Origin of the sequence: Halarchaeum grantii, assembly GCF_014647455.2 — an archaeon.
GTDB classification, from domain to species: domain Archaea; phylum Halobacteriota; class Halobacteria; order Halobacteriales; family Halobacteriaceae; genus Halarchaeum; species Halarchaeum grantii.
In genome coordinates this window covers 433,001-446,562 of the sequence record NZ_BMPF01000001.1, presented here as the reverse complement: position 1 = coordinate 446,562, position 13,562 = coordinate 433,001, and the positions used below count along the sequence as shown (strand labels likewise).

The window sequence follows — 13,562 nt, the reverse complement described above, 5'->3', positions numbered from 1 at the left end:
GCGTCGCGTAGCGACGCGTGAGTAGCGCAGGAAACCCGCTCCTGCTGACGAACGCACCACTCGGTGGCGCGTGAGTAGCAGGACACAAGGCCCGCCGACCCCGAGTTCGACGCATGCAGATAAAGGACCGCGAGGCGCGCGAGGGCGGGCGTGAGAAGATCACGCTCCTCCCGGAGAGTCTCGACGACCTCTGGCACCTCGCGTACGTCCTCGAACCCGGGGACCGCGTCGCGGGCGACACGACGCGGCGCATCCAGCGCAACGACGACCAGATGCGCGACACCGGCGGGCAGCGCGAGCCGATGTGGATCGCGCTCGACGTCGAGGAGGTCGAGTTCCACAAGTTCGCGAACCGCCTCCGCGTCTCCGGCGTCATCACGGACTGCTCGCGCGAGGACCAACTCGGCCTCCACCACACGCTGAACGTCGAGGAGTTCGACGAGATCGAAGTGACGAAGCGCTGGAAGCCCGACCAGATCGAGCGGGTCGAGGAGGCCGTCGAGACCGCGGACCAGCCCGAGGTCGCCATCGCCACCGTCGAGGAGGGCGAGGCCTACATCCACACCGTCCAGCAGTACGGCGTCGACGAGTCCGGGTCGTTCACCGGGACGACCGGGAAGGGCGAGTACGCCCGCGGGCGCGAAGAACTCTTCTCGGAACTCGGCCGCGCCCTCGAGCGCATGGACCCGGACGCCGTCATCCTCGCGGGCCCCGGCTTCACGAAGCAGGACGCGCTCGACTACTTCGAGGAGGAGAACATGGCGTTCGTCGAGCGCGTCACGACCGTCGACACGTCCGCGGCGGGCGGGCGCGGCGTCCACGAGGTCCTGAAGCGCGGCGCCGTCGAGGAGGTGCAGGCCGAGACGCGGATCGCGGAGGAGTCGGAGCTGATCGACGAGCTGATGGAGCGCCTCGGCACCGACGAACCCGTCGCGTACGGCATCGAGGAGGTCGCGAAGGCCGCCGACTTCGGCGCCGTCGAGACGCTACTCGTCCTCGACGAGCGCCTCCGCAAGGAACGCGCCGGCGAGGGCGATTGGGACGTCGACGTCAATGACGTCATCACTACCGTCGAACAGCAGGGCGGCGACGTGACGGTGTTCAGCCACGAGTTCGCGCCCGGCGAGCGCCTCCGCAACCTCGGGGGGATCGCGGCGCTCCTCCGGTATCGGCTGACTTAGCCGAGGTCGAGTCGCTCGCCGTCGACGGCGACGGAGACGGCGCCGTCGTACCGGTCGCGGACGGCGGCGAGCAGTGACTCGCGGCGCGCGTCGGCGGCCGGGTAGAGGTGCGTGAGGTAGACGTGGGGGTAGTCGTGGCCCGCGAGGGCCGCCCCGAGTTCGGCGGGCGTCGGATGGGCGTCGCTTCCCGCGCCGTCCGGGTGCGCGCAGTCGTGGACGAGCGTCGTCCCGTCCGCGAACGCCGCGAGGCCGGGGTCGGCGGGCGTGTCGCCGCTCACCGTGAGCGCGTCGCCGAGGCGGTACGCGAACGAGCGCATCGACGCGGAGTGCGCGGTCTCGTAGGGCTCGATATCGACGCCGGCGAGCGAGAACGACTCGGGTGCGTGGTCGCGCGCGTCGACGGCGACGCGTCCGGCGAGGTAGTCGTGGACGTCGAGCAGGCCGTCGAGGAGGTCGCCCGTTCCGGGCGGGCCCGCGACGGGGAGGGCCGCGGCGCGCTCGTCCGCGAGCCAGCGCGCCTTCAGCACGGGGAGGAGGTCGCTCACGTGGTCGAGGTGGGGGTGCGTGAGGAGGACGGCGTCGAGGCTCGTGGGGGTGACGCCCGCGCGGGCGAGCGCGCCGAGGAGCGCCGCTCCCGCAGTCGACGAGCAGGCGCGTGCTCCCGTCCTCGAGGAGGAGGCCGGTCTGTGCGCGCTCGCCGGTCGGAACCGCGCTCCCCGTCCCGAGGACGGTCGCCCTCATCGACGCGCCCAGTCGAGCATCCGCGCGTAGAAGTCGTCCGTGCCGAGCGCGGCCGCGTCGCCGACGAGGACGAGGCTCTTCTTCGCGCGCGACATCGCGACGTTCAGGCGCCGGTAGTCCTCGAAGATGGGACCGTCGAGGGCGCCGGTCGCGACGAACGACACGAGAATCACCTCCTTCGAGGAGCCCTGGAAGCGGTCCACGGTGTCGACCGCGCCCCCCTCGGGGACGCGGCGGCCGATCTCGTCGACCTGCGCGCGGAACGGCGCGATGACGCCGATGTCCGCGCGGTCGAGGCCGGCATCGAGATAGGACTCGACGATCTCGGCGACGCGCGCGGCCTCCACGGGGTCGACGTGCGCGTCCGTCGTGCCCGTGACGTCGACGAAGCCGACGCCGTCCACGACGTCCGGCCGCGAGGAGTCGACGCCGAGGTCGGCGAGCGACTGGGTCGCGACCTCGCCGGTCGCCGGGCGGAGTCTGCCGTCGTAGAACTCCGTCGAGGAGAACGCCTGAATGCGCTGGCGCATCCGGTACTGGCTCTCGAGGAGGACGCCCGCCTCCGGGTACGTCTCGATGAGGCGCTCGAAGAGCGATTCGGCCAGCCGTCCCTCGGACTGCGTCACCGGCGGGAGCTGGTGGTGGTCGCCCACCAGAACGAACGTCGCGCCCCGGTTGATGGCGGCGAGCGTCCCCGGCTCGGTGAGCTGGCTCGCCTCGTCCACGAGCACGACGTCGAACTCCTGGGAGCGCATCACGCGCGAGCCACACGAGGAGGTGGTGGCGGCGACGAGCGGCGCGGCGCCCAGTTCCTCGGCCTGCTCGTGGGGCCCGCCGACGTTCTCCAGCCGGTAGTCCTGCATGTCCTCGCGCACCCCGGTCTCGGTGCCGACGCGGACGAACGACTCGAAGCCCTGCTCCTCGATGGCTTCGAGGGCGTTGTCGACCGCGCGGTTCGTGAACGCGGAGAGCAGCACTCTATCGCCGCGCTCGACGAACGCGCGGACGAGCGTCGCGATCGTGTACGTCTTCCCGGTGCCGGGCGGGCCGTGCACGAGCGCGAAGTCCTCCGCGTTCAGCGCGCGGCTCACGGCCGCGTTCTGCGCGTCGTTGTTCGGGACGACGTCGTGCTCCTCGTCCCGGAACGTCGGCTCCTCGCGGCCGAAGAGGACGTCCTTCCGGCGCTCGTCGCCCTTCAGGACGAAGTCGTGGAGCGCGGTGAGCATGCCGTCCACCGAGTACTCCGAGGGGTAGACGTCGAGGCGCCGGAGGGTGAGCGGTTCGTCCGTCGTGACGACCACCTCCGACTCGTCGAGGCGAGTGAGGCGCCCCATCTCGGCGTCGCCGTGGACGGGGTCGCCGTCGCTCGCGAGCACGCGGTCGCCCTCGCGGATCTTCGAGGACGCCGCCGACGGCCGGGTCGCGCGCAGACGCCAGCGGCCGTCCGCGAGTTCCTCGCGGCCGTCGGGTTCGAGGCCGATGACGGCGCGGTCGTCGGCCGCGCGCTCCTCGGGCGTCTGCTCCCAGAGCTTCACGTACTCGCGGTGGATCTCGCGGCGCTCGGCCTCGACGGCCTCGTAGAGCTCCTCGAAGTAGTCGCGCTCGGCCTCCGGGAGCAGGCTCCCGATCTGGCCGGCCTTCGACTCCTGTCCGAGGCGCCCGGAGACCACCATGCAGGCGTCCTGCGAGAAGCAGTACTCGCACTTCGCGTTCGCCTCCTTCCCCGTCGGCACCGACATCCCGTGCTCCATCGCCGCAAGGCGGTTCCGCGAGCGCACCACGAACTCGAGGAGCCCGGCGCCGATGGAGAACTCCTTCGCGGGCGAGAGGTCGCCGCCCTCCTCCGAGCGGTCGACGGCGGCGTTCTTCGTGTAGAGGAGCGTGCCCGTATCGGCCTCGATGCCGCGCTCCTCGAGCATGAGCGCGTAGCACGCCGCCTGAATCTTGTCGTGGAAGCGCGGGTCGCGCTTCGTGTTCTTCCCGGTCTTCAACTCGACGGGCATCCCGCGCCGGATGGCGTCACAGCGGCCCTTGATGCCGAACGTATCGGAGATGAGCGTGTACTCCGAGCGCCAGTCGTCGTCTTCGGTCAAGAGGCCCTGATTCAGCCACCCCTCGATGGCGGAGGCGTGCTGGCGCACCTCCTCGCGGACCGACTCGGGGTCCTCGCCCAGCAGGCCGAGCTCGAGGCCGGCGTCGTCGACGGCGTCGTCGATGGCGTCGTCGAGGTCCCGTCCGCGCAGGAGGTCGCCGAACACCTCGTGGACGAGCGTCCCCTTCGTCACCGGATACTTCAGCGGGAGGCCGGAGAGCTTCGAGAGGTAGTACTGGCGCGGACACTGCACCCACTCCCGGATGTCCGTCACGTCGACGAGGTAGTCGGGTTCGACGACGACGTAGGAGTCGCCCGAAGTCGCGTACTGCGTCTCGCCGTTCCACTCCTGCTCCTCGGGGTTCGTGAGGAGGAGGTCCATCCCGGCGTCGAGGTACTCCGCCGTCTCGCTCCACTTCCCCCAGAGCGTCAGCGTCCGGTCGGGAGCGGCGCCGGGGTCGAGCGTCACCTCCGCGAGGTCGCGCTCGCCGTACTGCGTGCTCACCGCGCGCACGTCGCCGACGTCCGTCACCGTCCCCCGGATAGTCACGCCCGTCGGTAGTCGCGGACGGCGAAAAACGCTGTCGCCTCTAGTCGTCGAAGACCCGCCAGCGGTACTCGTCGGCCGAGTCGGCGACGAGTCGCTCGGTGCCGTCGTGGGCGGCGACGTCCCCGCGCCCTATCGCCGTCTCGTGGACGCGCTCGCCGGCGAACACCGGCCGTCGCTTGAGCATTGCCGTTCTCCCCGCTCACCCCGTCGTGTGCCGGTGACGTACCGCTTAAGCCTCTCCGCGGTGTACCCGCTCGCGTATGCGAGTCAGGGACTGGCAGGACATCCTCTCGGACGTCACCGACGCCGATGCCGACCCCGACGGGTGGCGCGCCGTCGCCGGCGACCGGGCGCGCGGCCTCGGCGAGGACTTCTACCTCGGCCATCCCTCGATGGGCGTCTACCACCTGAAGACCTACGCGAAGAACCCCTTCGAGGTGAAGGGCGCCGGCGCGCGCGTCGCCCGCCGCGTCGACGACGAGCTCGACCCGCTCTTCCCGGACCGCGACGACGGCGGCCGATTCGCCGTGAGGCAGGGCGTCGCAGACGAGGACGAGGCGGAGACGAAGGCCCGCCGACTCGAGGAGGTGCTGAAGGTGCACGCCGACGCACCGACCTCACCGAGCGACCTCTTCGACGACGTGATGGACGTCGTCGAGAGCCCGGCGTTCGGCCCCATCGAGTACGACAGCCACGGCCGCCCCGACGAACTCGACGACCTCTCCGAGACGTTCGAGGAGGCTGAGGAGCTGTTGAACGCCGAACTCGACGACCTCATCGAGGACGACGACGTCGGGAAGGGGTTTCAGTAGACTGCGGGCCGCACCGAGACGAACGCTCCGCTGTTCGGCCGGTCGTGTTCCGGTATTCGGCTCTCCGTGTTCAGCGGCTATGCGGGGACTCGTGGACTCGACCGGCCGGCTATTCGGGGATCCGGGCGAGCCACATCGCGGGGTCGTCGAGCTCGGCGTCGGAGGGCAGCGTCTCCGGGGAGTGCCAGACCGCGCCCGCGCCCTCGACGCCGCGGGCGTCCGCGACGGCCTCGAAGAACTCGCGCCCGCGCTCGTACTGCTCGCGCTTCAAGTGGAAACCGAGGAGACGGCGGACGAGGCCGCCGAGCGGGCCCTCCTCGTCGCGGCGCTCGTCGAGTTTCCGCCGGAGGTCGTCGTAGTCCTCGTCGAACGCGCGGTCCATGAGGAGCTCGGCGTACCCCTCGACGGCGGTCATCGTCGTCATCAACTCGGCGAACGCCTCGCGCTGGAGGGTCCCCTCGGAAAGCGCGGCGACGCCTTCGCGGAGGCCGGACTCGAGGTGGTCGGAGAGCCACGGCGCGGCGCCGAACTCCGCGGCGTGCGTCACCTCGTGGAAGGCGATCCAGCGCCGGAAGCGCTCGAAGTCGGCGTCGAGGCTCTCGGCGGCGCTCGCGATGTTCGGGTGGACGAAGTAGAGCCGGTGGTCGTCGGCGTCCGCGAGGAGGAGCGGGTCGTACTGCCCGAGGACGCGGCGGGCGACGAACGCCAGCGCGCCCGCCGTCGTCGCGGTGTTGACGGTTCGCGCGACACCGGGGAGCGCGCCGCCCTGTTCGAGCGGTTCGAACGCGCGGCGGAACGTCGAGACGTTCGCGTCGATCCAGTGGTGGCGGTTCTGGATCTCCACCGTCTCGGGGACGTCGAAGGCGAGCCCGGAGACGTCGCGGATGCGCGAGCGCGCGGCGCGGACGTCGGCGGCGTACCCCTCGCGCTCGCGTCGCGTGAGGTCGAGCGCACCGGGGTCGGTCGCGCCCTTCGCGGCCGTCGCGACGGCCGACCAATCGACCGCCTCGGAGCCGGAGGCGCCGGCGACCGCGCGGGCGCTGTCGAGGAGGTTCATACGCGAACTGCGCGCCGTACCGGGAAAGGCCTTGTCCTCAGATAGCGTCGCGGCGCGGCGCTCAGGCGTCGATGTCCTCGAGTTCATCGCGCTCGTCGACGGGCGCGTCCTCGCTCCCGCCGAGCGTGCGCTTCACGAGGAGGCCGGTGGCGACGAGGAAGCCGAGGACGACGACGAGCCCGAGCGCGGCCAGTTTTGGCGACCCACCGCTCGACGCGGCGTCGTTACCGGCGACCGGCGACTCGTCCCTGGTTTCCACGGGCGCGGGCGCGATGCCCGCCTCGTCCGTCTCGCTCGACTCGCCCTTCGAGAAGTCCCAGCGGAAGAGGCTGAGGTCGGTCTCGTCGAGGCCGTGAACGTGGATGTCGATGAATCCCATGGTCGCGTGTTCTCGCGGGCGACACAAGACGGTTCCGGCGGCGGGGGCCGTCGGAGACGAGAGGGGCGTGTGGGCGCGGGCGGTTTGAGGCGGTCGTCTGCGGGCGCGGTCGTCGTGCGGTCGCTGTGGGCGGCGTTCCCGGGTACCGTTGGGTTCTTGCCGTCGCCGGTCGCCGGGTGACGTATGCACGAAGACCAGCGCCGCTTCCTCGACGACCTGCTCGCGACGGCGAGCCCCTCGGGGTTCGAGACGCCCGCCCAGCGCGTCTGGGTCGAGTACGTCGAGCCGTTCGCGGACGAGGTCCACACCGACGAGTACGGGAACGCCGTGGCCGTCTACGACGGCGGCGACGGCCCCGAGTTCGCGTTCACCGGGCACGCCGACGAGATCGGCTACATGGTCGCCGCGATCAGCTCGGAGGGCTACCTCCACCTCACGCCCGTCGGCGGGAGCGACAAGTCCGTCTCGAAGGCCCGTCACGTCCACGTCCACACCGACGGCGGCCCCGTGAACGGCGTCGTCGGGCAGGCCGCGATTCACGTCCGCGGCAAGGAGGACACCGAGTACGACGACATCGAGACGATGACCGTCGACATCGGCGCGGAGGACGAAGCGGACGCCCGCGACCTCGTGACCGTCGGCGACCCCGTGACGATCGCGCAGACCCCCCACCCCCTCCAGGGGTCGCTGCTCTCCGCGCGCGGCCTCGACAACCGCGTCGGCGTCTGGGTCGCCGCCGAAGCCCTCCGACGCGCCGCCGAGCGCGGCGCCGAATCGACCGTCTACGCCGTCTCGACGGTCCAAGAGGAGGTCGGGCTCTCCGGGGCGAAGATGGTCGGCTACGACCTCGACCCGGACGCCGCCGTCGCCGTCGACGTCACGCACGCCTCCGACCACCCCGAGTTCCCGAGCGACAAACACAACGAGGTGGGCCTCGGGGACGGCCCCGTCATCGCGCGCGGCGCGGGCAACCACGGCGCGCTCGTCGACGCGGTCCGGGACGCCGCGAGCACGGACGGGATCGACGTCCAGTATCAGGCGACCGGCATTCGGACGGGGACGGACGCGGACGCCTTCTACACGACCCGCAGCGGCATCCCGTCGCTCAACCTCGGCCTGCCGAACCGCTACATGCACACGCCCGCCGAAGTCGTCGACCTCGACGACCTCGACCGCGCCGCCGACCTCCTCGCCGCGCTCGCCGCCCGCGAAGCCGGCCGGGAGTCGTTCGCCGTCGAGTTCTGAGCGCGCGCCGTCCGCGTGTGGGGCGCGAGTGCGGTCCGTGAGGGAGGGCTTTCGTTCGGGCCGCGAGTCGGTACGTTTAAGCGTGAGACGGGCGCTCGGTGTGGTATGAGCGGCCGACCCCTCGACGTCCTCGAGGCCTCCCTCGAGCAGACCGTGACAGTCGTCCTGAAGGACGGAACGGAGTTCACGGGTGTCCTCACGGGCTACGACCAGCACATGAACCTCGTCCTCGAGAACACCGAGGAGGGTGAAGACATAACGGTTATACGCGGCGATAACGTCGTCACGATTAACCCATGACTGGATCCGGCACCCCGAGCCAGGGGAAGAAGAACAAGACGACGCACGTGAAGTGCCGCCGCTGTGGCGAGAAGTCGTACCACTCCAGGAAGAAGGTCTGCTCGAGCTGTGGCTTCGGGAAGTCCGCGAAGCGCCGGAGCTACAACTGGCAGTCGAAGAAGGACGAGTAAGTCCTTCGCTGCGGTCGATTTCTCTCTCCCGCTCTCTCTGCGCGTAGCCGGTCGTCCGGCTTTCGGACGGCTGCTCGGTACCGGTCTCTCGTAGCCGTTCGTCCCCTTCCGTGACTCGCTCGTCTGTCCGCCGATAGCACCGCTCACGCTTCTCGGACGCGCCGTCCATCGACCGAGTATGATGCACATGTGTGCATACACGTGGAGGTATATCGGCGATTAGATTCACAACCACGGGTGTTTTACGTGATGGCGACGCAAGAGAGAACCATGACCGAGCGGCGGGACGAGACGGTAGAGGGCGGACCGCGAGAGAAATGCGGCGTCGTCGGTGTCTCCCTCCAGGACCGGGCGGCCGCGCTCCCCACGTACTACGCGCTCTACGCGCTCCAGCATCGCGGACAGGAGTCCGCCGGGATCGTCACCCACGACGGCTTCCAACAGCACAGCCACGTCGAGATGGGGCTCGTCGGCGACGCCTTCGACGAGGACGACGTCGAGGCCCTCAAGGGAACGACGGGCATCGGCCACGTCCGCTACCCGACCGCCGGAAGCGTCGACAAGTCCTGCGCACAGCCCTTCACCGTCTCCTTCAAGGGCGGCGCGCTCGGGTTGAGCCACAACGGCAACCTCGTCAACGCCGACGCCGTCCGCGACGAACTCGCCGACTCCGGGCACGCGTTCACGAGCGACGGCGACACGGAAGTCATCGCGCACGACCTCGCGCGCAACCTCCTCGAAGAGGACCTCGTGCGCGCCGTCAAGCGCACGATGAACCGCATCCACGGTTCCTACGCGCTCACCATCAGCCACGACGACACCGTCCTCGGGGTTCGCGACCCCGAGGGGAACCGTCCGCTCTGCATCGGCGAGATCGACGGTGGCTACGTCATCGCCTCCGAGTCCGCCGCCATCGACACCCTCGGCGGCGAACTCGTCCGGGACGTCCGACCCGGCGAGCTCGTCGTCCTCCGCGAGGACGGAAGCGGCTTCGACTCCTACCAGCTCGTCGAGCCCGACAACACCGCGAACTGCTTCTTCGAGTACGTCTACTTCGCGCGCCCCGACTCCACCATCGACGGCGAACTCGTCTACGAGGTGCGCCGCGAACTCGGGCGCAAGCTCTGGGAGGAGTCCGGCGTCGAGGGCGACGTCGTCATGCCCGTCCCGGACTCCGGGCGCGCGTTCGCCTCCGGCTACGCCGAGGCCTCGCAGGCCGGTGACGGCGACGGTGTCGAGTTCGCCGAGGGCCTGATGAAGAACCGCTACGTCGGTCGGACGTTCATCATGCCGACGCAGGAGGCCCGCGAGCGCGCGGTCCGCCTGAAGCTCAACCCGATCAAGTCCACCGTCGAGGGCAAGTCCGTCACCATCATCGACGACAGCATCGTTCGGGGCACGACCTCGAACCAGCTGGTCGAGCTCGTCCGCGAGGCCGGCGCCGAGGAAGTCCACGTCCGCATCGGCGCGCCCGCCATCGTTGCGCCCTGCTACATGGGCATCGACATGGCGACGCGCGACGAACTCATCGCCGCCGAGAAGTCCGAGGCGGAGATCGCCGAGGAGATCGGCGCGGACAGCCTCTCCTACCTCTCCATCGACGCCGTCACGGAGGCCATCGGGCGCTCGCGCGCCGACCTCTGTCTCGGCTGCGTGACCGGTGAGTACCCCTACGATATCGACGGCGAGGCGACCGACCGCGACGTCGTCCGGCCCGACGTCGGAACCGACGTCGACGTCCCCGCCGACGACTGACCGCCCGCACGCACCGTCTCTCGCCCACTCCGCCGCCGGTTTCGATCCGGTTCTGTCGAGTCACTCGTTGCCTCACGAGTGGCGTCGCTCGTCGTCGCCGCGAGTTTCCGACCCCCTCCCCCCGTTCTGCAAATGTTCGGCCCGCCGAGAGGGGAGGTGGGTATCCGAGCGCAGCGCTGCTCCGACACCCCCACCCCGTTCTGCAAATGTTCCGCCGTACGCCTCGGGCCGGGAGGAGGGATGTAACAGGATGACGGGGCCGCCCACGCTAACACTCGAAACGAACACACCTCTCGAAACAGCCGAAACACGAGAAGGGTACATTTATTGCGGTCGCCCCGAAATCGGAGACAGACAGCGATGGACACGCCGTTCCGCAAGCGCACGGGCGTCTTCACGGACAAGAACGTCCTGAAACAGCAGTACGAGCCCGACGAGATCCTCGAGCGCGACGAGGAGATCGAGGCGTACGCGAACGCCCTCCAGGACGTCGTGGACGGCTGGGAGCCGGAGAACGTCTTCGTCTACGGGAAGACCGGCGTCGGGAAGACGGCGGTGACGCGCTACATGATGGACATGCTCCGCGTCGAGGCCGACCAACGTCCGGACGTCGACGACGTCCACGTGGCGGAGGTTAACTGCCACCACCATCCCTCCTCGTACCAGGCGGCCATCGCCCTCGTGAACGAACTCCGCGAGGACACCGAGCGCGAGGCCATCACGACCGGGCTCTCGACGTCGGACGTCCTCACCGCGCTCTTCGAGGAGATCGAAGCCCGCGAGGGGACCGTCCTCGTCGTGCTCGACGAGATCGACAACCTCGGCGACGACGACGTCCTCCTCTATCAGCTCCCGCGCGCGAAGGCGAACGGCAACATCGAACACTCGCAGGTCGGGGTGGTGGGTATCTCGAACGACTACACCTTCCGCAACGACCTCTCCTCGAAGGTGCAGGACACCCTCTGCGAGCGCGAGATAAAGTTCCCGCCGTACGATGCGACCGAACTGCGAACGATCCTCGAGGACCGCGCCTCGAAGGGGCTCGCGGACGGCGTCCTCGACCCCTCGGTCATCCCGAAGTGCGCGGCGCTCGCCGCGCAGGACCGGGGGAGCGCACGGCAGGCAATCGACCTCCTGCGCGAGGCCGCGAACGTCGCCGTCGAGGACGGTCGCGAGACCGTCGTGGAGAACGACGTCGACGCCGCCGAGAACCGCGTCGAACGCGGCCGCGTGAAGGACTCAATTCGCGACCTCACGACCCACGGCCGCTACACGCTCCTCGCCATCACCAACATCGCCTTCGAGGGCGAGACGCCGGTGCGCGCGAAGCAGGCCTACGAGATGTACGAGCGCGTCTGTGCGGAGAATGCCGCCGACCCGCTGAGCCAGCGCTCCGTCCACGACCACCTCATCGACCTCGCGATGCTCGGATTTTTAGCGCAGTACGACCGGAACCACGGTCGCGGCGGCGGGCAGTACTACGAGTACGAACTCGACGTCGAACCCGAGATCGTGACCGCCGTCCTCGGCGACGAGGAGTGAGAGATCGCGGCGTCGGGCGTATCGCGTGAACGGGGAGCGGTGCGTATCCTGCGGTGGAAAGCCCGCTCTCCGCTCGGAGTTCCGTCTGCGCATCGACCACCTTTCCGCCCGGAACACTTGCAGAATGGGGGTGGGGGCGGTGGTCGTCGTCGCGCACCGCGACGGGGGTGGCCCGTGCGCCCGAACACTTGCAGAACGGGGGGAGGGGGCACTGGTGCATCGAGTCGAGCGCGGTCACACCTCCCCCTCTGTGTTCTCCACCCAGAACATTTGCAGAACGGGGGGAGGGTGTCGTGTCGATTCCGGCGGAAACCGCCGTGAACGGGTGGGTGTCCGACCCTGTATCCGCTTCGCACGCCGGTGTCGAATCGCAAGTCTCTTACTTAACCCGGCGGTACAGACTAATGCGAACGCACGAGCGAGCGTGGGTAGCCAAGCTAGGCCAAAGGCGCAGCGTTGAGGGCGCTGTCCTGTAGAGGTTCGCCGGTTCAAATCCGGTCCCACGCATCGCACGTACCCGAGTCCTCAACTCGGGGTCAAGCGATGCACGGTGATTTCCCTCCCGGGACATCACCCACGCACAACTTCCTACTGACCCACTATCGAAGAGCGGAGTCGCTAGCCGGCGTCCGGCGGCGTCGACTCCCTCGGAGAGCGACGCGAGCGTCGTCCGCGCAGCGGGGTCCGACGGGGATCCGATCGACACCGGGCGGCCACGTCTCCCACGTCGTCCGGGCGACGCGTGTCACGCGCCGGGAACTCATCGTACGCCGGCCGCTGGGCGATGGGTATCCGGTCGCACCCGGATTCGGCGTCGTCTCTCGGTGTCTCTCGTGGATGACGGCTCAGCACGACCGTTTGGTTAAAATGGTACCTCCGCGTACCGGGGGGTATGGCAAAATACTCCACGGGCGGCTCCTCCGGGGGTAGCGGCAGCGGCACCTGCGAGCTCTGCGGGACGTCGACGGACTCGCTCACGACGGCGTCCGTCGCGGGCGCCCAGCTCTCCGTCTGTCAGAGCTGCGCGGACCTCGACGAGAGCAAGAAGCGTAGCCGTCGCAATCAGAACCAGGGGGACTCGGGCTCGTCCTCGGGGAGCAGCGGGGGGAGCGAGCGCGAGGAGAACAGCGCGATTCGCGCGGCCGCCCAGCAACTCGACGCCGCCCGTGGGGACTCCTCGCACTGGGAGGAACACGGCACGAACTACGAGCACGACCGGCTCCCGTATCTCGTTTCGGGCTACGGCGAGATCGTCGAGGAGGCCCGACAGGAGGAAGGGCTCCAGCTCTCCGAGCTCGCCGAGGAACTCGACGTCGACGAGAACGACCTGCTCGCCGTCGAACAGGGACGCGCGACGCAGGCGGGCGTCGGTGGAAGCGTCGTCCGCGCGCTCGAGGAGCGCCTCGGCGTGACGCTCTCCGAGTAGCCCGCGTCGCCGCCGTCGGACGCCACGCGACGCCACACAGCCACGGCGTCACCGAGGCGTGACCTCTTCTCGGCGCGTGTTACCGGTCGTCGTTTCGGCGTGTCGCGACCACCGGGGTCGATGCACCGCCGGAGGACACCCGGCGTCCGAACGGAAGATTAATTATAAATCGGTATATATACGGAAGTGACGCCAGACCGGCGTTCTTCATGACCGGGCGGCATCCCGAAACCTGCCACGCGCGGCCGTTCCGGCCGCCATCACACTTCTCCCGCGAGAACAACCGAAGACCACGGACGCTCGTCGAACAGA

The 13,562-nt window shown here is 69.4% G+C and carries 12 protein-coding genes, 1 tRNA gene and 1 pseudogene; 9 read left to right on the top strand and 5 right to left on the bottom strand.

Annotated features, from left to right (window positions below):
* The first annotated feature begins 113 nt into the window (after positions 1–113).
* Entirely contained in the window at positions 114–1,181 is a 1,068-nt protein-coding gene (locus IEY12_RS02350) for an mRNA surveillance protein pelota (protein ID WP_188878061.1), read from the top strand.
* On the opposite strand, the pseudogene IEY12_RS02345 reads toward IEY12_RS02350, so the two are convergent.
* The 3 genes and pseudogenes from IEY12_RS02345 to IEY12_RS02335 form a co-directional block, all read right to left on the bottom strand.
* A pseudogene (locus tag IEY12_RS02345) lies at positions 1,178–1,922 on the bottom strand (MBL fold metallo-hydrolase). The gene IEY12_RS02350 and the pseudogene IEY12_RS02345 overlap by 4 nt on opposite strands.
* Positions 1,919–4,564 (bottom strand): AAA domain-containing protein, encoded by a 2,646-nt coding sequence (locus IEY12_RS02340; RefSeq protein ID WP_188878034.1) that lies wholly within the window; start codon positions 4,562–4,564, stop codon positions 1,919–1,921. The pseudogene IEY12_RS02345 and the gene IEY12_RS02340 overlap by 4 nt, the downstream one beginning before the upstream one ends.
* A 40-nt stretch (positions 4,565–4,604) precedes the next feature.
* Positions 4,605–4,748, bottom strand: a complete 144-nt coding sequence (locus IEY12_RS02335; protein WP_188878032.1) for a hypothetical protein — start codon at positions 4,746–4,748, stop codon at positions 4,605–4,607.
* A 76-nt stretch (positions 4,749–4,824) separates the two neighbouring features.
* Between IEY12_RS02335 and IEY12_RS02330 the strand changes: the two genes are divergently transcribed.
* On the top strand, positions 4,825–5,376 hold the full coding sequence (locus IEY12_RS02330) for a hypothetical protein (protein WP_188878019.1): 552 nt from the start codon (positions 4,825–4,827) through the stop codon (positions 5,374–5,376).
* A gap of 109 nt (positions 5,377–5,485) precedes the next feature.
* Here the strand turns inward: IEY12_RS02330 and IEY12_RS02325 are convergent, their stop codons facing one another.
* Complete coding sequence (locus IEY12_RS02325; RefSeq protein WP_188878016.1) at positions 5,486–6,433, bottom strand: zinc-dependent metalloprotease; 948 nt, start codon at positions 6,431–6,433, stop codon at positions 5,486–5,488.
* Positions 6,434–6,494: 61 nt separating this feature from the next.
* Positions 6,495–6,812 carry a hypothetical protein gene (locus IEY12_RS02320; protein ID WP_188878014.1) on the bottom strand — a complete coding sequence of 106 codons (318 nt, stop codon included), beginning with the start codon at positions 6,810–6,812 and terminating at the stop codon, positions 6,495–6,497.
* Positions 6,813–6,995: 183 nt separating this feature from the next.
* On the opposite strand from IEY12_RS02320, the gene IEY12_RS02315 reads away from it, so the two are divergent.
* From IEY12_RS02315 to IEY12_RS02285, 7 genes are all read left to right on the top strand, one after another.
* A complete protein-coding gene (locus IEY12_RS02315; protein WP_188878011.1) occupies positions 6,996–8,057 on the top strand; it encodes a M20/M25/M40 family metallo-hydrolase in 1,062 nt (353 codons plus the stop codon).
* 105 nt (positions 8,058–8,162) lie between these two features.
* Entirely contained in the window at positions 8,163–8,357 is a 195-nt protein-coding gene (locus IEY12_RS02310; protein WP_123075918.1) for an LSM domain-containing protein, read from the top strand.
* The gene (locus IEY12_RS02305; protein WP_123075920.1) at positions 8,354–8,527 is read left to right on the top strand and encodes a 50S ribosomal protein L37e; all 174 of its coding nucleotides are present in this window, start codon (positions 8,354–8,356) and stop codon (positions 8,525–8,527) included. Before IEY12_RS02310 ends, IEY12_RS02305 begins: the two co-directional genes overlap by 4 nt.
* A 270-nt stretch (positions 8,528–8,797) precedes the next feature.
* Complete coding sequence (gene purF, locus IEY12_RS02300; RefSeq protein ID WP_188878004.1) at positions 8,798–10,282, top strand: amidophosphoribosyltransferase; 1,485 nt, start codon at positions 8,798–8,800, stop codon at positions 10,280–10,282.
* A 360-nt stretch (positions 10,283–10,642) separates the two neighbouring features.
* On the top strand, positions 10,643–11,824 hold the full coding sequence (locus IEY12_RS02295) for an orc1/cdc6 family replication initiation protein (protein ID WP_188878002.1): 1,182 nt from the start codon (positions 10,643–10,645) through the stop codon (positions 11,822–11,824).
* Between the two features lie 422 nt (positions 11,825–12,246).
* A tRNA-Leu gene (locus IEY12_RS02290) sits at positions 12,247–12,331 on the top strand.
* 385 nt (positions 12,332–12,716) lie between these two features.
* Positions 12,717–13,250: a helix-turn-helix domain-containing protein gene (locus IEY12_RS02285; RefSeq protein WP_188878000.1), complete on the top strand. Its 534-nt coding sequence runs from the start codon at positions 12,717–12,719 to the stop codon at positions 13,248–13,250.
* Positions 13,251–13,562: the final 312 nt, after the last annotated feature.

Excerpts from the sequence above, each read along its gene's own strand:
- IEY12_RS02350 (WP_188878061.1), top strand. The coding sequence starts at position 114 with ATGCAGATAAAGGACCGCGAGGCGCGCGAGGGCGGGCGTGAGAAGATC.
- IEY12_RS02330 (WP_188878019.1), top strand. The coding sequence starts at position 4,825 with ATGCGAGTCAGGGACTGGCAGGACATCCTCTCGGACGTCACCGACGCC.
- IEY12_RS02295 (WP_188878002.1), top strand. The coding sequence starts at position 10,643 with ATGGACACGCCGTTCCGCAAGCGCACGGGCGTCTTCACGGACAAGAAC.
- IEY12_RS02315 (WP_188878011.1), top strand. The coding sequence starts at position 6,996 with ATGCACGAAGACCAGCGCCGCTTCCTCGACGACCTGCTCGCGACGGCG.
- IEY12_RS02310 (WP_123075918.1), top strand. The coding sequence starts at position 8,163 with ATGAGCGGCCGACCCCTCGACGTCCTCGAGGCCTCCCTCGAGCAGACC.
- IEY12_RS02325 (WP_188878016.1), bottom strand. The coding sequence starts at position 6,433 with ATGAACCTCCTCGACAGCGCCCGCGCGGTCGCCGGCGCCTCCGGCTCC.
- IEY12_RS02305 (WP_123075920.1), top strand. The coding sequence starts at position 8,354 with ATGACTGGATCCGGCACCCCGAGCCAGGGGAAGAAGAACAAGACGACG.
- IEY12_RS02335 (WP_188878032.1), bottom strand. The coding sequence starts at position 4,748 with ATGCTCAAGCGACGGCCGGTGTTCGCCGGCGAGCGCGTCCACGAGACG.
- IEY12_RS02285 (WP_188878000.1), top strand. The coding sequence starts at position 12,717 with ATGGCAAAATACTCCACGGGCGGCTCCTCCGGGGGTAGCGGCAGCGGC.
- IEY12_RS02320 (WP_188878014.1), bottom strand. The coding sequence starts at position 6,812 with ATGGGATTCATCGACATCCACGTTCACGGCCTCGACGAGACCGACCTC.
- purF (WP_188878004.1), top strand. The coding sequence starts at position 8,798 with ATGACCGAGCGGCGGGACGAGACGGTAGAGGGCGGACCGCGAGAGAAA.